Genomic DNA, 17,402 nt, shown 5'->3' on the forward strand with positions numbered 1-17,402 from the left:
GAAGCCGAGCGCGCCGCTCGAGAAGAAGCCGAGCGCGCCGCTCGAGAAGAAGCCGAGCGCGCCGCTCGAGAAGAAGCCGAGCGCGCCGCTCGAGAAGAAGCCGAGCGCGCCGCTCGAGAAGAAGCCGAGCGCGCCGCTCGAGAAGAAGCCGGTGCGGCGGAGGCTACGGCTGCACCGCAAATCGAAACTGCTCTAGAAACCGAACCCGAGAGCCCTGCCGCTGCCGAACTGCCCCCGGGACTGGGGAGCGTTTCCGACGCCGAGGGTTCGGTGAACGCCTTCACCGCCGGCCTCGGCGGAACCCACCCCAACGTGGACCAGACACCGGTGGAGGCGGTCGACGCGGCCGTGGCCCTGGCCTACGGCCGGCTCGGGGTGAAGGCGCAGGACGCCCAGGTGCTCGAAGCCGCGATGGACCTGCTCGGTTTCCGGCGCCGTGGTGTGAAGGTGCAGCGGGCCTTCAAGGAATCCACGCAGCGCGCCAAGAAGCGGATGCGGGCGGCGGGCGTGAAGATCTCCTGAGCCGGGCCTCCGGGTCCGCGGTCGGGGGGTGAGCCCGACCGCCGCCGGACCCCGCGGCACCCGCGGATCCTCGGCTGGGGGCACCTCCGGCCCGCGGTCGAGCCGCGTCACCAGTGGTGCCGGGGCGGGCGCCGGCGTCGACCTCGGCACGGCGCCTCAACCGGCGACACCACTCTGCTGCGCGCGCTCGGCTGCCTCCGCCTTGACCTCATCGACCCGGCCCATCCCCACCTCACCGGGGTCCGGCTCCGCCCAGTAGGCGTTCCACGCCTCGGCGATCTTCATCGCCAGTTCCGGAGTGGCCACCGAGCCGAGGAAGTCGTCCAGGTCGGAAGGCTCGTCCCCGCGGCGCAGGTGGAGGGTGTGCCCGGTCTCGCGGCCCACGCGCATGCGCAGTTCGGTGTGCTGGCTCATGGCGACAGCCTGTCGTGCTCCGCAGTGGGCGGCGACCGCAGCAGCACCTGGATCTCAACTGTCGGCCCCGGCCGTCCCGGCTCCTCGGGCGCTTCGAGGCCGGGCGAGCGCCGGAGCGGGCCGGTGGTCGGGCCGCGGTCTCGTGTCGAGGGGGTCCGTGCGCCGCTCGCGGGAGCGCCGCGGGCCACGGGTGTCACCAGCCGCGGAACTGCACCGGTGCGCCCAGGTGGGCGGTGAACTGCGCGCGCTCGTCCTCGCTCGTGGGCCGGGGGCGTCCGGAGGGGACGTCCACCATGACCATGCGGCTGCGGGCGACTGCTGCCACCAGCGCCTGATCGCCCTCCTGCGCGACCGCCTGGTAGGCCACGTCGACGCTGCTGCTGCCCAACCGGGTCGCCCAGACGTGGATCGTGAGCCGGTGGCGGCCGTAGATCAGCGGAGAGCGGTACTCCACCTCGTGGCGCACCGCGAGCAGCGCACGGGTCGATATCCGCCCGTCGGTGCCCACGCCCGCGGCGGGGAACGCGGTGAAGCGGGCGTCCTCGAAGAAGCGCAGGAAGGCGGTGTTGTTCACGTGCCCGAAGGCGTCCACGTCCGACCAGCGCAGCGGGGTGGGGACCGGCACGGCGTGCGGGGGCCGCAGGTCTTCGACGGTGCTCACGGGCGCAGTCTGCCCGGCTCCGGGCGTCGGTGGGCAGGGACGTCGTGCGGCGCGGCGGGGAATACCTGACCGTCCGTCCACGTTGCAGCCTGAAACACAGGGTGCATGTGAGCCCTTCGACGAAAGGCAGTGCGTGCACTCTCCCTCGACCTCCCCCTCCCTGCCGGCGGAACTCGGCCGGGACCCGCTCCAGCAGCTGCTGCGGCAGGGGAGTGCCGACGGTTTCGTGGACGCGCACGACGTGCGCAGCGCGTGCGAGGACGCTCAGCTGCCGCTCAAGCGCGTGAAGGCGGTGCTGCGGGCCTTCAGCGACGCCGGCGTGATCGTGACGGTTCCTGAGAGTGCAGCAGGTGCGCCCGTCGTCGGTCGCGCCGTCCGCACGACGGCGAACGCCTCGGGAGCGGTCGCGGCGCGCGCGACGCCGCCGAGCACGAGGCCGACCCCGACGACGCAGGTGCTGGACGAGCCGCGTGGTGAGGCCCTGGCCGCTGCGGCCGACAGCAGCCTCGAACAGGGCAGTGCAGTGGTCATCGTCACCGACGGCGAGGACGACGACGGTGAAGGTGCACCCGCTGCGCAGTTGACCACTGCCGGCGCCAGCGGGGACCCGGTCAAGGACTACCTCAAGCTCATCGGCAAGGTCGCCCTGCTCACCGCCCTCCAGGAGGTCGAGCTCGCCCAGCGCATCGAGGCCGGTCTGTTCGCCGAGCACCACCTGCACTCGGGGAGCACGAGGGACCGGGCCTCCGAGCGGGAGCTGTGGTGGATCGCCGAGGACGGCCGCCGGGCCAAGAACCACCTGCTCGAGGCGAACCTGCGCCTGGTCGTGTCCCTGGCCAAGCGCTACACCGGCCGCGGCATGCTCTTCCTGGACCTGATCCAGGAGGGCAACCTGGGCCTGATCCGCGCGGTGGAGAAGTTCGACTACACCAAGGGCTTCAAGTTCTCCACCTACGCGACGTGGTGGATCCGCCAGGCCATCACCCGCGCGATGGCCGACCAGGCCCGCACCATCCGCATCCCGGTGCACGTGGTGGAGGTGATGAACCGCCTCGCCCGGGTGCAGCGCCAGTTCCTGAGCGACCTGGGCCGTGAGGCCACTCCGGAGGAGCTCGCCAAGGAGCTCGACATGACCGCGGAGAAGGTCGTGGAGGTCCAGAAGCACGGCCGCGAGCCGATCTCGCTGCACACCCCCCTCGGTGAGGACGGGAGCTCTGAGCTCGGTGACCTCATCCAGGACTCGCAGGCCGTGGTCGCTCTCGACGCGGTCAGCTTCACGCTGCTGCAGGAGCAGCTGCACTCGGTGCTGGACACCCTCTCCGAGCGCGAGGCGGGCGTGGTCTCGATGCGCTTCGGGCTGACCGACGGGCGGCCGAAGACGCTGGACGAGATCGGCAAGGTCTACGGCGTCACGCGTGAGCGGATCCGCCAGATCGAGTCCAAGACGATGTCCAAGCTGCGCCACCCCTCGCGCAGCCAGGTGCTGCGCGACTACCTGGACTGATCGGCGCCGGGGCCGCACCCGTCCACGCCGGATCCCCCGGACGACGTTCGAAGCCCGCCGCGCCCGCCCGGGGTTGAGAGGCTGACCCGGTGAGCACCTCGAACACCACGCCCTGGGCCGTGACCCCTGCCCGTGCCGAGGACCGGGCCGCGTGGGAACGGCTGTACCGCGCCTACGGGGCCGTCGCCGGGGAGGACCTCGGCGCCGGGCACCTGGCCCGGGTCTGGTCGTGGATCGAGGACCCGGGCGCGCAGACGAGGTGCCTGCTGCTGCGCGCCGGTGAGCGGGCGGAGCCCGTCGGGCTGGCGCACTACCGGCTGTTCGAGCGGCCCCTGGCCGGCTCCACCGGCTGCTGGCTCGACGACCTGTTCGTCGAGGAGGGGCAGCGGGGCCGCGGGGGTGCCGGCGCGTTGCTGGAGCACCTGGCCGCCCTGGCGACACGGCACGGTTGGAGCACGGTGCGCTGGACGACCGGTGAGGCGAACCCCGCCCAGGCGCTGTACGACCGCCTCGCCCGGCGCAACCCGGTCATCACGTACGACATGGCGCCTGCAGGTGCGCGCCGGTGACGGCGCCCACCCCAGGGGCCGGCGGGTACGAGGTGCTGACCGATCTGCTGCTGCCCGCCTGGGACGCGTGGTTCCACGATCTCCGCACGGCCCGGCCGGGCACGTGAGGACCGCGCGGCCGCCCTCGGGCGGCCGCCAGCCGGCGGGCGAGGGTGGACTCGCTCCACACCGCGCCGCGGCCGTCCCCGTGGCCGGCTAGTGCTCCGCCACCGTCTGGTCGTGCTCGTCGACGCGCAGGTCCAGCACGGAGTCCAGCTCCACGGCGGCGCCGTCCTCGTCCTGGACCGTCCGCAGCCACACGGCGCCGTCCTCCACGGCCAGGGGCGTGCCGGTCACGCTGCGGCCGTCGGCCAGCCGCACGGTCAGGTGCACCGGCGCCTCCGGGTGCACGCGGTGGTCCTCAGCAGCGTCCCGCAGGCGCTGCACGATGCGCGGTTCGATCACGCCGGCCTCCTTCGGACAGGAACCCCTGCCGAGCGCCACGGACGGCACCCGGCGGCTGCACCCTGCTGGACAGCACCTCCCAGAGTGCGCCCTCGCAGCCCGCGGGGGAACCCCGTCGAGGACCGTGCCCCAGGAGTTCACCCGCCCGAAACCCTGCGGCGCCCGACGGTTCCCGGCCGGCGTGCCGTCCGCTCAGGAGTCCAGTCGCTCGACCGCCCAGCCGTCGCGCGCAGCGGTCCGCAGCACCGCGCACCCCAGGGCCTCCACGCGCAGGCCCTGCTCCGCGCCGGCGGACGTCAGCAGGTCCGTGCCCGGGCCCGTCACCCGCACCGCCTGGTGCGAGTGGTTCAGCACGAACAGGTGGTCGCCCGCGGCACCGCGCCGCCGGACCACCTCGACGCGCTCGGGCAGGGGACCGTCCAGCACCGGCCGCGCCCCGGCCTGCTCGCACACGGAGGTCAGCCACCGCCGCAGCGAGTCCTCCTGCAGGAACGTGGAGACGTAGTGCGCCACGCCCCCGCCGACGCGGTGGCGGGTCAGCGCCGCCTCACCGGCCAGCTCGCCACCGCCGTACGCGGCGAGCACCTCGGCACCTTCCGGCACGACGAGCTCGCTCCACACCCGGCCCCGCAGCGACGCCTCGCCGTCCTGGTGCAGCTGCACCTCCTCGTCGGCCGCCAGGGGGTGCAGCTCCTCCACGCGCAGGCCCAGCAGGTGGCGCAACCGGCCGGGGTACCCGCCGGGGACCACGTGCAGGTCCGCGTCGGCGTACCCGGTGAACGGCCACACCGCCAGGTGCCCGCCGCCGGTGACGTGCTCGCCCAGGCGGCGCACCGCCTCGTCCGTGACGGGGAACAGGCTGGGCACCAGGACCAGGCGGTAGCGGGACAGGTCCGCGTCGGGGGCGGCGAAGTCCACCGCGTACCCGGCCTGCCACAGCGCCCGGTGGGCGGCGCGCACGGCCGTGGAGTAGTCGAGCAGGTCGCTGGGCAGCTGGCTGGTGTCGGTGGCCCACCAGCCCTCCGCGTGCCAGAGGACGGCGACGTCCGCCTCGACCACCGGCCCGTCGGCCGGCGGTTCGGCCACCTCGGCGATCGAGGCCAGGACGCGGCCGAGCTCCTCGAAGCCCCGGAACGAGCGGGAACCCGCCCCGGCGTGCGGGACGATGCCGCCGTGCCAGGCCTCCGAGCCGGCGGCCGGTGCGCGCCACTGGAAGAACAACGCCCCCTGCGAACCGCGCGCCACGTACGACAGGGAGTTGCGCAGGACGCGGTCCGGCGCCTTGTGCGCCCGGCGCCCCGGCACCGTGGAACTGGTGGAGCTCTGCTCCATGAGCAGCCACGGGCCGCCCCCGGCGAAGGAGCGCGTCAGGTCCGCACCGTAGGCGGCGTGCGCCTCGCCGTCCGGGCCGACCGTGTCCAGGTAGTGGTCCACCGACACCAGGTCCAGCTCCGCCGACCAGCTCCACTGCTCCAGGTGGTTCCAGGTGGGCAGCATGAAGTTCGTCGTCACCGGGGCCGTCGAGCCCGCCGCGCGGATCACGTCGCGCTGCTCGCGCATCGCGTCCAGCATCTCGTCGGAGCTGAACCGCTTGAAGTCCAGGGCGTGCGCGGGGTTGGCGATGTACTGCGTCGCCCTCGGCGGCAGGACGTCCTCCCAGGAGGAGTACCGCTGCGACCAGAACGCCGTGTACCAGGCCCGGTTGAGCTCGGTCAGCGAGCCGTAGCGCCGCTGCAGCCACCGGCGGAACGCCGCCGCGGCGTGCTCGCCCCAGTCGAGCGTGCCGTACTCGTTGTGCACGTGCCACGCCAGCAGCGCGGGGTGCTCGCCGTACCGCTCGGCCAGCCGCTGCGCGATCGTGCGGGCGGCGCTGCGGTACGCGGGTGCGCTGACCGCGTACGTGTCGCGGCTGCCGTGGCTCAGGCGCACCCCGTCCGGGCCGACGGGCATCGCGTCGGGGTGGGCGCGGGTGAACCACGGCGGTGGGGACGCCGTCGGCGTGGCCAGCACGACGCCGATGCCGCCGTCGTGCAGGGTCCGGAACACGCGGTCCAGCCAGCCGAACTCGTACACGCCCTCCTCGGGCTCCAGTTCGGCCCACGAGAAGACGCCGATCGTGGCGGCGTTCACCCCGGCCCGCTGCATCAGCGCGACGTCCTCGGCCCACACCTCCGGCGGCCACTGCTCCGGGTTGTAGTCGCCGCCGAACAGGAGGCGGTCGGTGCTGAGGCGGCGTGCGGGGGAGGGCAAGGGTTTCTCCAGAACGGGTCAGGACGGGGAACGGGGTGCAGGGCTCAGCCCTTCAGGCCGCCGCTGATGAGGTCCAGGCGCCAGAAGCGCTGCAGCAGCAGGAGCAGAGCGATGAGCGGGACGATGGAGGCGGCCGCGCCGACGACGGCCAGCGAGTACAGGGCCGGCTCGCCCGATCCCTTCGCCAGCAGCGTGTACAGGCCCACGGTGAGCGGGTACCTGCGCTCGTCCGACAGCATCACGAAGGGCAGCAGGAAGTTGTTCCAGATGCCGACGAACTGCAGCATGAACACCGTCACCATGCCGGGCACGAGCATCGGAACGGCGATCGCGGTGAAGGTCCGCCACTCACCCGCACCGTCGATGCGGGCGGCTTCGAGCGTCTCGGTGGGCACCGCCGCGGACGCGTACACGCGCGAGAGGTAGATGCCGAACGGGGAGATGATCGAGGGCAGGAGCACCGACCAGTAGCTCCCGGCCAGCCCGATCTTCGTCATGAGCAGGTACTGCGGGATCGCCAGGGTGATGCCGGGCAGCAGCACGCCGCCCAGGACGGCGTAGAAGACGGCGTCGCGGCCCGGGAACTCGTACTTGGCCAGCGCGTACCCGAACGCGGTGGACACCAGCGTCGACAGGACGGCGCCGGCACCGGCGAACACCAGGCTGTTCAGCCCCCAGACCAGGAACTGGCCGTCGCCGTAGGCGAAGAGGTCCCGCAGGTTCTGCAGCAACCCGGTGCCCGGGGCGAAGGTGAAGGTGGAGAACAGCTCCCCCGGCGACTTCGTCGAGGCGATGAGCACCCAGGCGACCGGTACCAGGCAGTACACCGCACCCAGCAGCAGCACCAGCGTGGGCACGACCCTCGTGCCCCGCCCCCGGTGCGGGGTCAGCGCCCGGGGGGCGGTGGGCCGGGGAGCCTCAGGCGCGTGCAGGGTGGCCATCAGGCCTCCCCGAACGCACGCCGCTGGGTCAGGCGCAGCAGGACCACGGACACCAGGAGGGTGCCCACGGCCAGCAGCACGGACGCCGCCGCCGCCAGGGGGAGGTCGTCGCGGGTGAAGGCGTCGCGGTAGATCGTCATGAGGGGCACCCAGGTCTGGGAGATGGACGTCGTCATGGGGCGCAGCGTCGTCGGCTCCCCGTACACCTGCAGCGTGCCGATGAGGGCGAACAGGCCGGTCAGGACCAGTGCCGGCACCACCAGGGGCACCTTCACGCGCAGGGCGAGCTGCAGTTCGGAGGCACCGTCGATGCGGGCGGCCTCCTGGATCTCGGCGGGGATGCCGCGCAACGACGTGTAGATGATGATCATGTTGAAGCCGACGCCGCCCCACACCGCGATGTTGGCGACCGACCCGTACAGCGGTGCTCCGGACAGGAAGGGGATCTCCCCCAGGCCCAGGGCCCGCGTCACGTCGCTGAAGGGGCTCGTGGTCGGCAGGTACAGGAACCCCCACAGCAGCGAGGCGATCACCCCCGGCACCGCGTAGGGGATGAAGATGGCCGTGCGGGAGAACCGCTTGGCCCGCGTGGTCGTGGCGTCCAGCAGCAGCGCGAACAGCAGCGCCAGCCCCAGCGTCATCGGCACCGCGATGATCCCGTACACCGTCAGCCGCCCGAAGCCCTCCAGGAAGTCGCTGCTGGTCAGCGCGGCGGCGTAGTTGTCCAGGCCGACGAACGTCTCCTCCCGGCGGCCGAGCGGCCCGGGCCCGCTGACCCGCAGGCCCCGGAGGCTGAGGTACACCGCGTACCCGATGGGGATCAGCAGGAAGGCGGTGAACAGGACCAGCCCAGGGGCCATGAACAGGTACGGCGCCGGGCTGCGGCGCCGTCGGGCGGGCGCCGCCGCGTCCCGGGCTGCGGCGGTGCTCATCAGCCCTCGCTGACCGTGAAGCCGGACTTCTCCATGTCCGCCACCACGGCCTCCTGGGTCGCGGCGAGGGCCTCGGTGAACGAGGTGCCGTTGGTCACCGCGTCGTTGAAGGCGTCCTGGAAGGCGCTGTTGGCGACGTTGACGTTCGGGCCCCAGCTCACCTCGGGGACGGTGTCGCTCGCGATGCGCCGGGCGACCTCCCAGTAGTCGGCCTGCTGCGGCGACTGCACCGGGGGATCGCTCTGGAGGGTGAGCTCCTGCCCGGACAGCGAGGCCGGGTACTGCCCCGCGCTGATCTGCGCAGCCGAGCCCTCCTCGCTGGTGTTGATCCACGCCGCGAACTCGGCCGCCTCCTCCGGGTGCTCGGAGGAGGTGGTCACCACGACCGCCGACCCGCCCTGGAAGGAGACCGCGGAGTTCCCGGGTTCCCACTGCGGGAAGGGGGCCAGCGCCCACTGCCCGGCCTGCTCGGGCACCACGCCGTTGATGACGCCGTTGGCCCACAGCGCCGAGGGCCAGGACAGGACCTTCCCGGCGGCCAGCTTCGCGTTCCACTCAGGGGTCAGCAGCGGCTCGGCGTCCACGACTCCGCGGTCGACGAGGTCCTCCCAGTAGGCCGCGACCTCGCGCGAGGTCTCGTCGTCGATGCTCACCTGCCACGCGTCGCCGTCCACGGTCCACCACTGCGAACCGGCTTGCTGCGCCATGGCGGCGAACGCCCCGAACTCCCCGGGGGCGAAGGTCGCCAGGGTGGACTCGGGGTCCTTCGCACGCACCTGCTCGGCGACGGTGCGGAACTCCTCCCACGTCGTGGGCACGCTGATGCCCAGCTCGGCGAACCGCGCAGCGTTGTAGACCATGGCTTGCGGGCCGACGTCCTGCGGGATGCCGTAGACGGCGCCGTCGAACTCCACCTGGCTCCACACGCCGTCGGTGAACTCCTCGGCGACCCCGTCGACGTGGTCGGAGACGTCCTGCGCCACGCCGCCGACGATCATCGCCGGGAGGGTGTCGTACTGCACGACGGCCACGTCCGGGGCGTTGCCGGCCCGTGTCGCCGTCAGGAGCTTGGCGCTGGAGTCGGTGGACCCGCCCGCGTCGGTCTTGCGGACCTGCACGTCCGGGTGGGAGGCGTTCCAGGCCTCGACCATCCCGTCCTGCGCCGTGCCCCACGCCCAGTACTCCAGCGTGATCGGGCCGTCGGCGGCCGTCCCGCCACCGGGCTCCCCGGACGAGCAGGCCGTCAGGGACAGGGCCAGTGCCCCCGCTGCGAGGCTGGCGATCGTCCTGCGCTTCATCACATCTCCTTCGACGTGGGTGTCCAGCGGCTGGCTGGCGAAGCGCTTCGACAGCGCCGAGGCTAGAGCTTCGAGGTAGTGCCCCCGCCTGTCAAGGATTCCCCCGCGCAGGTACGTTCCCCAGGACCGCTCGTCAAGCGGTCCTTGCCTGTCCAGGGGCGGTACGCGTAGCTTCCTCGGAGAAGCGCTTCGACGATCCGCCCCTCCGCCGGCACGGCTGCTGCGGAACCGGCGCGAACAGGGGGACCCGCGTGGCCACCATCGCCGACGTCGCCGGTGCCGCCGGTGTCTCCGCCAGCACCGTCTCCTACGTGCTCAGCGGCAAGCGCGCCATCTCCGCGGCCACCCGTGCGCGCGTCGAGAAGGCCATCGGCGAGCTGGGCTACCGACCGCACGCCGGCGCCCGGGCGCTGGCCTCGCGCCGCACGGGGGCGATCGCGCTCGTGATGCCGCTGCACCAGGGCGCCGACCTCGGCGTCGTCATGCAGTTCGTGCGCGCCGTCGTCACCACGGCGCGCACGCACGATCACGACGTCCTGCTGCTGACGCAGGAGGAGACCGCCGGCCTGGAACGGGTCACGTCGGCCTCGCTCGTCGACGGCCTCGTCGTGCTGGACATCGGCAGCGACGACCCGCGCGTGCGGGTGCTGGCCCGCCTCGGCCGCCCGACCGTGCTCGTCGGCGTGCCGCGCGAGCCCCGGGGCCTGGCCTGCGTGGACTTCGACTTCGCCGGTGCGGCCCGCAGCGCCGTGGCGCACCTGAGCGCGCTGGGGCACCGCCGCATCGGCCTGGTCGGGGCCACGCCCTCGTCGGTGCGCCGCCGCGCCGGGTACGCCGACCGGCTGCGCGAGGGGTTCCTCGCCGCGGCGGACCGGGCCGGTGCGGCGACCGCGAGCGAGCCCTGCGAGGCGACACCGGCCGGGGCCCGCTCCTGCCTGGCCGCGCTGCGCCGGCAGCTGCCGGACCCCACCGCGCTGCTCGTGCACAACGAGGCGGCCCTGCCCCACCTGCTGGCGGCCCTGGCCGAGGAGGGTCTTCGGGTGCCGGACGACCTCTCGCTGGTGAGCATCAGCGCCCCCGGGGTCGCGACGCACCCCCTGACCGGCCTGGACGTGCCCACCGGCGAGATCGGCCGGGCCGCCGTGGAGATGCTGCTGGAGCGCGTGGACGGGCCCCGCCCGCCGGAGGTGCGGCTGCTGTCCGCGCCCCTCGTGGACCGCGCCAGCACCGCGCCGCCCCCGTGAGGCGCGCGGGCCGCCGGCGTGCTGGACTCGGACCTCCATCCCGCACGCAGGAAGAGGGACCGTGACCACCACCGTCAGCGCCTACGCCGCACCGTCCGCCACCGGCCCCCTGGCGCCCACCACGATCGAGCGGCGCGACGTCGGCCCGCGCGACGTGCGCATCGAGATCCGCTACGCCGGCATCTGCCACTCCGACATCCACACCGCCCGCGGCGAGTGGGGCCCGGTCGCCTGGCCGATCGTCGTCGGCCACGAGATCGCCGGCGTCGTCGCCGAGGTCGGCCCCGAGGTGACGAAGCACGCGGTCGGAGACCGCGTCGGCGTCGGCTGCATGGTGGGCTCCTGCCGCGAGTGCGAGGCCTGCCGCGACGGCGAGGAGCAGTACTGCACGGGCAACGGCACGGTCGCCGGCATGGTCGGCACCTACGGCGGCACCGACCCCGCCGACGGGCGGCCCACCGCCGGCGGGTACTCCCAGCAGATCGTCGTCGACGAGCACTTCGTGCTGCGCATCCCGGACGGCCTGGAGCTGGACGTGGCGGCCCCGCTGCTGTGCGCGGGCATCACCACGTACTCGCCGCTGAACCACTGGGGCGCCGGGCCCGGCACCAAGGTCGCCGTCATCGGCCTGGGCGGCCTGGGCCACATGGCGGTGCAGATCGCCGCCGCCAAGGGCTGCGAGGTCACCGTCCTGTCGCAGTCGCTGAAGAAGCAGGAGGACGGCCTGCGGCTGGGGGCGAGCGCCTACCACGCCACCAGCGACCCCGACACGTTCCGGCAGCTCGCCGGCACCTTCGACCTGATCATCAACACCGTCTCGGCGAACCTGGACCTGGACGCGCACATGGGCCTGCTGCGCCGCAACGGCACCCTCGTCGAGGTGGGGGCGCCGGAGAACCCCATGTCGGTGCGCGCCTTCTCGCTGATCCCCGCGCGCCGCAGCCTGGCCGGCTCCAACATCGGCGGCATCGCCGAGACCCAGGAGATGCTGGACTTCTGCGCCGAGCACGGCATCGCCGCGCAGGTCGAGGTCATCAGCGCCGAGCAGGTCAACGAGGCGTGGGAGCGCGTCGTGGCCTCCGACGTGCGCTACCGGTTCGTCATCGACACCTCGACGCTGCCGGCCGTCTGAGGGCCGGGCTAGGATCGAACGCACGTTCGATCCTGGGGGGCGCCGGTGGGACCGCGTGAGCGCCGGCACGGCCCGCCGGGCTGGCCCCAGGAGGTGCCGCCGCCCGGGGCGGGGGAGTGGCGGCTCGCCGCGTCGGCGTGGCTGCTGGACCAGGCGCCGCCGGAGTACCGCGGGTACCCGCCGCTGCGCCACCACCCGCTGCTGCTGGCCTGGCTGGTCGGCCACCACGTCGACGCCCAGCGCGAGGCGGTGCGCCGGGCCACCTCCTCGGCCCGTGCGGACCTGTCCGCGCACCTGCCGCCGGAGGTCGCCCCGCGCGTCTTCGACGTCCTGGAGCGCGAGGACCTGCGGCTGCGGCGGGTGGCCCGCGCGGTCGACCTGCTGCAGCGGTCCCTGCGCGGCGAGCAGAGCGTGCCGCGGCTGTGACACCACCGTGCCGGTGCGCGGCCCGCGCGCGTTCGTGTGCGGGTCCTGTGCCGGTGCGCCGAGCGGGTGCGGTCGGGCGCGCTGACGTCGCACGCGGCTCCTACACTCGCCCGGACGACGACACCCCGGGGAACGACCCGGACAGCACCGCCCACCGCACTGCACGCGCGTACAGGAGGCCACCCCGCATGGGGCTGCTCGAGAACATCAAGGGGCCGGAGGACCTCAAGCACCTGCCCCCGGAGCAGCTGCCGCAGCTCGCTGCCGAGGTGCGCGACTTCCTCGTCGCAGCCGTCAGCCGCACCGGCGGGCACCTGGGGCCCAACCTCGGCGTGGTCGAGCTGACCATCGCCCTGCACCGGGTGTTCGACTCCCCGCACGACCGCCTCGTGTACGACACCGGCCACCAGAGCTACGTGCACAAGCTGCTGACCGGCCGGCAGGACTTCGCCCACCTGCGCGAGGCCGGCGGGCTGTCCGGCTACCCCTCGCGCGCCGAGAGCGAGCACGACGTGGTGGAGAACTCCCACGCCTCCACCTCGCTGTCCTGGGCCGACGGGCTGGCCAAGGCCTTCGAGCTGCGCGGCGAGCGCGACCGGCACGTCGTGGCCGTCATCGGCGACGGCGCCCTGACCGGCGGCATGGCCTGGGAGGCGCTGAACAACATCGCCGGCTCCGAGCGGCCCGTGATCGTCGTCGTCAACGACAACGAGCGCTCCTACGCCCCCACCATCGGCGGCATGGCCTCGCACCTGGCGACCCTGCGCACCACCCGCGAGTACGAGAAGCTGCTCGACTGGGGCAAGCAGTCGCTGCGCCGCGGCGGCGCCCCCGGCCGGCTGGCCTACGAGACCCTGCACGGCATGAAGAAGGGCATCAAGGACATCGTCGCCCCGCAGGGGCTGTTCGAGGACCTGGGCCTGAAGTACGTCGGCCCCGTCGACGGGCACGACGTCGAGGCCGTCGAGCACGCCCTGCGCCGCGCCCGTTCCTACGGCGGGCCCGTCATCGTGCACGCCATCACGCAGAAGGGCCGCGGCTACAAGCCCGCCCTGGACGACAGCGCCGACCACTTCCACGCCGTCGGCGTCATCGACCCCGAGACCGGCGAGGCCCAGGCCAGCTCCGGCTCCTCCTGGACCAGCGTGTTCGCCGACGAGATGGCCGCCCTCGGCGAGGCCCGCCGCGACGTCGTGGGCATCACCGCGGCCATGCGCCTGCCCGTGGGGCTGGAGCCGTTCGCGCGCGCCCACCCCGAGCGGGTCTTCGACGTCGGCATCGCCGAGCAGCACGCCGTCACCTCGGCCGCCGGCATGGCCGCCGGCGGCCTGCACCCCGTCGTCGCCGTCTACGCCACCTTCCTCAACCGCGCCTTCGACCAGGTGCTCCTCGACGTCGCGCTGCACCGGGCGGGCGTCACGTTCGTCCTGGACCGCGCCGGCGTCACCGGTCCCGACGGCGCCAGCCACCACGGCATGTGGGACATGAGCATCTGCCGGATCGTGCCGGGCCTGCGCCTGGCCGCGCCCCGCGACGCCACCACGCTGCGCGAGGAGCTGCGCGAGGCCGTCGCCGTGCAGGACGCCCCCACCGTGCTGCGCTTCAGCAAGGGCAAGGTGCCCGCGGACCTGCCGGCCATCGCCCGCACCGGGGCCGTGGACGTCCTGGAGGGCCCGCAGTGGGCGCACGGCGACGACGTGCTGCTCGTCGCGGTCGGCTCCCTGGTGCCGCGCGCCCTCGACGTCGCCGCCCGCCTGCGCGCCCACGGCGTCGGGGTGAGCGTGGTGGACCCGCGCTGGGTGGTCCCGGTCGAGGACGCCCTGGTGGAGCTGGCCGCCAGCCACCAGCACGTCGCGGTCATGGAGGACGGCGGCGAGGTCGGCGGGCTGGGCTGGGCGCTCGGGCAGGAGCTGCGCAGCCGGTCCGTGAGCACCCCCGTGCTCACCTTCGCCCTGCCGCAGCGCTTCCTGGACCACGGCTCGCGCGAGGCGATCCTGGACGAGGTGGGCCTGGCGCCGCAGGCGGTGGCCCGCACCATCGTGGAGTCCGTGGCCCGCAGCGCCCGCGCCGACACCCCCGCCCCCAGCGCGCCGGGCACCACGGCCTGACGCGGCACCACCGTCCGGCCCGCCCGCCGCGGGCTACAGCTCCAGCACCGCCCGCGCCAGGCCGGCGGCGTCGCGCAGGTCCGGCGCGGTGGGGGCCGGTGCGACCTCCTCGCGCGTGACCAGCACGGGCCGGCGCAGGCCCCGGTCCGCCGGGTCCGTCACCGCCCACGCCGCCACCACGAACGCCGGGTCCACCCGCGCCAGGTCGAACCAGCCGCGGGTGCGGTCGGGCACCGCCACCGCGCGCAGCACGGGGCCCGGCGCACCGTCCGGCGCGGCGACCAGGTGCTCGCGCAGGCTCGCCGCCGCCAGCAGCGTCGGCACGTCGCAGCCGCCCACCGGGCGCAGGACCCCGCCGCCGCGGGCACCGGAGTCTCGCCGGAGCCGCTGCGCGGCCAGGGCACCCATCGCCTCCAGGTGCTCGCGCTGTCCCGGGTCCAGCCCTGCGTCCGCACCGGTGGCGTGCGCCGACGCCGCCGGCGCCGGCAGGGTGCGTTCGCGCCCGTCGTGGGCCACGACGACGCCCGGCCCCAGGTCCAGCGCCCCCCCGAGCACCGGCGCGGCCACCCACCCGGGCCCGGGGTGCCGGTCAGCCCCGCGGGGGACGGCCAGCGCCACCCGCCGCGCGCGGGAGCGGTGCAGCTCCCGGTGCGCCAGCAGCAGCTGGCGCACCCGCAGCCGCGCCGCGCCGCCCGGCTCGGCACCCGGGGCGGAGCCGGGCAGCGCAGCGGCGTCACCGGGCAGCGGGCCCGCCGCCGCGGCCACCTGCGACCACGCCAGCGGGGCGCAGCCGGGCAGGTGCACCCCGGTGTCGTCGGGGTCCACGTCCACCTCGTCGAGCACGCTGACCGCCAGCACGCAGCGCCGCAGGAACGCCCGGACGGGTGGCGGCTGACCGTGGCTCACGCCCGCGACCGTAGGCCACGGCGCCCGGCGCGCCGCGCCGGCGCGGGCCCCGTTGCGCCGAACGGGTCAGCCGGCGCCTCCCACCGGGGGCCCCGGCTGACGCAGCGCGCTCAGCGGGTCGCCAGGTGGAACCAGACGGTCTTGCCCGTGGCGGCGCCCGAGCGGGTGTCGTCCTCGTCGGGCTGCGGCCAGCTGACCCGCACGTCCACACCGCCCGCCGCTGCGGGGTCGGGCTGCTGGTTGCGGTAGACGCCCCACGCCGTGGACAGGGCGTCCACCAGGGCGATGCCGCGCCCCTCCGTGGCCCCGGGCTGCTGCGTGCGCAGCGCCGGCACCCTGGCGTCCCCGTCGGAGATGCCCACCACGATGCCCTCCTCGTCGTGCGTCATCGTCAGCACCACGGGCCCGCTGCCGTGCTCCAGCGCGTTGGAGACCAGCTCACTGGTCAGCAGCTCCGCGATCCAGCGCCGCGCCTCCGGCAGGTGCTCGCTGGGGCACCTCTCGCACACCCAGTGCCGTGCCATGGACGCTGCGGACAGCTGCTCGTCCAGCGTGAGGCGCTCCACCGCCCACCTCCACCCCTCGGGACCGGTGGCGTCGTCGTCACCGTTCGGTCCAGGGTTCCGCAGCCTCCCGGCAGCGGCAAGGTGAGCGTGTCCAGCGAGCGAGACGCACGTCCCGCCCAGCGGGCGTTCAGCCGTCCTGACCGGCCGGCGCCGGCGGTTCCTCGCCGGCGGCCGCCTCGGCCCGCGCGGCCTCCGCGACCGCCGCCTCGGCCTCCACCAGGGCGGTGGTCACCGCCGCGGCGACCAGCTCCACCTGCCACCGGCGCGCGCCCCGCTCGCGCAGCGCCCCGGCGACGGCCACCGCGTCCAGCGGGCGCGGCGGCTGCCAGGCCAGGCGCCGCAGCGCGTCCGGCTGCAGCAGGTTCTCCACGGGGACGGCGTGCCGGTCGGCGATCGCGGTCACCGCGGCCCGCGCGGCGGCCAGCCGGGCCGCGGCCTCGGGGTGCTTGGCCGCCCACGTGCGCGGCGGCGGGGGAGCGTCCCCGCGCACCGCGTGCTGGGGCAGCTCGGCGTCCGGCAGCGCCAGTCCGCGGGCCACCGCCGCCGCCCACAGCTCCAGCCGGGTGCGCGAGGCGCGCCCCGTGAACCCGCCCGTGGCGGCCAGGGCCTGCGCGGAACGGGGCATCGCGCGCGCGGCGGCGACGATCGCGGAGTCCGGCAGCAACCGGCCCGGGGAGGTGTCGCGGCGGCGCGCCTCCGCGTCGCGGGCCAGCCACAGCTCGCGCACCACGGCCAGCTGCCGGCGCGAGCGCACCGCGTGCAGGCCGGACACGCGGCGCCACGGCTCGGCGGGCGGCACCGGCGGCGGCGCGTCGGCGATCGCGGCGAACTCCTCGCGGGCCCACTCCAGCTTGCCCTGCTCCGCCAGGCGCCCGGCCAGCGCGTCGCGGACCTGGACGAGGACCTCCACGTCCAGCGCCGCGTACGTCAGCCACGGCTCCGGCAGCGGACGGGTGGACCAGTCCACCGCCGAGTGCTCCTTCGCCAGCCGCAGGCCCAGCAGCTCCTCGACCACCGCGCCCAGGCCCACCCGGGGCAGTCCCGCCAGGCGCGAGCCCAGCTCGGTGTCGAACAGGGTGACCGGCCGCATCCCCAGCTCCGCCAGGCACGGCAGGTCCTGGGTGGCGGCGTGCAGCACCCACTCCGCCCCCGCCAGCGCCTCGCCCAGCGCGGACAGGTCCGGCAGGGCGGTGGGGTCGATCAGGGCGGTGCCCGCGCCGGCGCGGCGCAGCTGCACCAGGAAGGCGCGCTGGCCGTACCGGTACCCCGAGGCGCGCTCGGCGTCCACGGCCACCGGGCCGGTGCCGGCGGCCATCGCGGCCACCACCCGGGCCAGGGCGGCCTCGTCGGTCACGACGGGCGGCAGGCCCTGCGCCGGGGCGTCGAGCAGCGGCAGCTCGACGGCGGGGGCCTCGGGCGCGGCGTCCGCGCCCACCTCCGCCGGCGGCTGGGTCCCTGGTTCTCCCCTCCCGACCGGCACGCGCC

General features: G+C 74.8%; 17 protein-coding genes and 1 pseudogene. 8 read left to right on the top strand and 10 right to left on the bottom strand.

What is annotated here, in order from left to right:
• Together ACRYR9_RS10630 and ACRYR9_RS10635 are read left to right on the top strand one after the other, a co-directional pair.
• Positions 1-196: pseudogene (locus ACRYR9_RS10630) on the top strand (hypothetical protein); the annotation flags it as partial.
• A 74-nt stretch (positions 197-270) separates the two neighbouring features.
• The gene (locus ACRYR9_RS10635; RefSeq protein WP_432495472.1) at positions 271-522 is read left to right on the top strand and encodes a hypothetical protein; all 252 of its coding nucleotides are present in this window, start codon (positions 271-273) and stop codon (positions 520-522) included.
• Positions 523-678: 156 nt separating this feature from the next.
• On the opposite strand, the gene ACRYR9_RS10640 is transcribed toward ACRYR9_RS10635, so the two are convergent.
• Entirely contained in the window at positions 679-936 is a 258-nt protein-coding gene (locus ACRYR9_RS10640; protein ID WP_432495470.1) for a hypothetical protein, read from the bottom strand.
• 193 nt (positions 937-1,129) lie between these two features.
• Complete coding sequence (locus ACRYR9_RS10645; RefSeq protein WP_432495468.1) at positions 1,130-1,597, bottom strand: acyl-CoA thioesterase; 468 nt, start codon at positions 1,595-1,597, stop codon at positions 1,130-1,132.
• 133 nt (positions 1,598-1,730) lie between these two features.
• On the opposite strand from ACRYR9_RS10645, the gene ACRYR9_RS10650 reads away from it, so the two are divergent.
• Both ACRYR9_RS10650 and ACRYR9_RS10655 read left to right on the top strand, forming a co-directional pair.
• A complete protein-coding gene (locus ACRYR9_RS10650) occupies positions 1,731-3,101 on the top strand; it encodes an RNA polymerase sigma factor (protein WP_432495466.1) in 1,371 nt (456 codons plus the stop codon).
• Positions 3,102-3,190: 89 nt separating this feature from the next.
• A complete protein-coding gene (locus ACRYR9_RS10655) occupies positions 3,191-3,670 on the top strand; it encodes a GNAT family N-acetyltransferase (RefSeq protein ID WP_432495464.1) in 480 nt (159 codons plus the stop codon).
• Positions 3,671-3,865: 195 nt separating this feature from the next.
• On the opposite strand, the gene ACRYR9_RS10660 is transcribed toward ACRYR9_RS10655, so the two are convergent.
• The 5 genes from ACRYR9_RS10660 to ACRYR9_RS10680 all read right to left on the bottom strand — a co-directional run bounded on the left by ACRYR9_RS10660 (position 3,866) and on the right by ACRYR9_RS10680 (position 9,535).
• Positions 3,866-4,114 (bottom strand): hypothetical protein, encoded by a 249-nt coding sequence (locus tag ACRYR9_RS10660; RefSeq protein WP_432495462.1) that lies wholly within the window; start codon positions 4,112-4,114, stop codon positions 3,866-3,868.
• 192 nt (positions 4,115-4,306) lie between these two features.
• Entirely contained in the window at positions 4,307-6,364 is a 2,058-nt protein-coding gene (locus ACRYR9_RS10665) for a beta-galactosidase (protein WP_432495460.1), read from the bottom strand.
• A gap of 44 nt (positions 6,365-6,408) precedes the next feature.
• Complete coding sequence (locus ACRYR9_RS10670) at positions 6,409-7,305, bottom strand: carbohydrate ABC transporter permease (protein WP_432495458.1); 897 nt, start codon at positions 7,303-7,305, stop codon at positions 6,409-6,411.
• Positions 7,305-8,237, bottom strand: a complete 933-nt coding sequence (locus tag ACRYR9_RS10675) for a carbohydrate ABC transporter permease (RefSeq protein WP_432495456.1) — start codon at positions 8,235-8,237, stop codon at positions 7,305-7,307. The genes ACRYR9_RS10670 and ACRYR9_RS10675 overlap by 1 nt, the downstream gene beginning before the upstream one ends.
• Positions 8,237-9,535 (bottom strand): ABC transporter substrate-binding protein, encoded by a 1,299-nt coding sequence (locus tag ACRYR9_RS10680; RefSeq protein ID WP_432495454.1) that lies wholly within the window; start codon positions 9,533-9,535, stop codon positions 8,237-8,239. The genes ACRYR9_RS10675 and ACRYR9_RS10680 overlap by 1 nt, the downstream gene beginning before the upstream one ends.
• Positions 9,536-9,786: 251 nt before the next feature.
• Here ACRYR9_RS10680 and ACRYR9_RS10685 point away from each other — a divergent pair, with 251 nt between their 5' ends.
• The 4 genes from ACRYR9_RS10685 to dxs all read left to right on the top strand — a co-directional run bounded on the left by ACRYR9_RS10685 (position 9,787) and on the right by dxs (position 14,445).
• On the top strand, positions 9,787-10,779 hold the full coding sequence (locus ACRYR9_RS10685) for a LacI family DNA-binding transcriptional regulator (RefSeq protein ID WP_432495452.1): 993 nt from the start codon (positions 9,787-9,789) through the stop codon (positions 10,777-10,779).
• A 61-nt stretch (positions 10,780-10,840) separates the two neighbouring features.
• Entirely contained in the window at positions 10,841-11,911 is a 1,071-nt protein-coding gene (locus ACRYR9_RS10690) for an NAD(P)-dependent alcohol dehydrogenase (protein WP_432495450.1), read from the top strand.
• A gap of 45 nt (positions 11,912-11,956) precedes the next feature.
• A complete protein-coding gene (locus tag ACRYR9_RS10695) occupies positions 11,957-12,337 on the top strand; it encodes a hypothetical protein (RefSeq protein WP_432495448.1) in 381 nt (126 codons plus the stop codon).
• A 188-nt stretch (positions 12,338-12,525) separates the two neighbouring features.
• Positions 12,526-14,445, top strand: a complete 1,920-nt coding sequence (gene dxs / locus ACRYR9_RS10700; RefSeq protein ID WP_432495446.1) for a 1-deoxy-D-xylulose-5-phosphate synthase — start codon at positions 12,526-12,528, stop codon at positions 14,443-14,445.
• A 33-nt stretch (positions 14,446-14,478) separates the two neighbouring features.
• Here the strand turns inward: dxs and ACRYR9_RS10705 are convergent, their stop codons facing one another.
• The 3 genes from ACRYR9_RS10705 to ACRYR9_RS10715 form a co-directional block, all read right to left on the bottom strand.
• Positions 14,479-15,351, bottom strand: coding sequence for a hypothetical protein (locus tag ACRYR9_RS10705; protein WP_432495444.1), 873 nt, complete (start codon positions 15,349-15,351; stop codon positions 14,479-14,481).
• A gap of 110 nt (positions 15,352-15,461) precedes the next feature.
• Positions 15,462-15,917: an ATP-binding protein gene (locus ACRYR9_RS10710; protein ID WP_432495442.1), complete on the bottom strand. Its 456-nt coding sequence runs from the start codon at positions 15,915-15,917 to the stop codon at positions 15,462-15,464.
• Positions 15,918-16,044: 127 nt separating this feature from the next.
• On the bottom strand, positions 16,045-17,397 hold the full coding sequence (locus ACRYR9_RS10715; RefSeq protein WP_432495440.1) for an HRDC domain-containing protein: 1,353 nt from the start codon (positions 17,395-17,397) through the stop codon (positions 16,045-16,047).
• Between the last annotated feature and the right edge of the window lie 5 nt (positions 17,398-17,402).

Origin of the sequence: Kineococcus auxinigenes, from assembly GCF_050871525.1 — a bacterium.
Taxonomy (GTDB): domain Bacteria; phylum Actinomycetota; class Actinomycetes; order Actinomycetales; family Kineococcaceae; genus Kineococcus.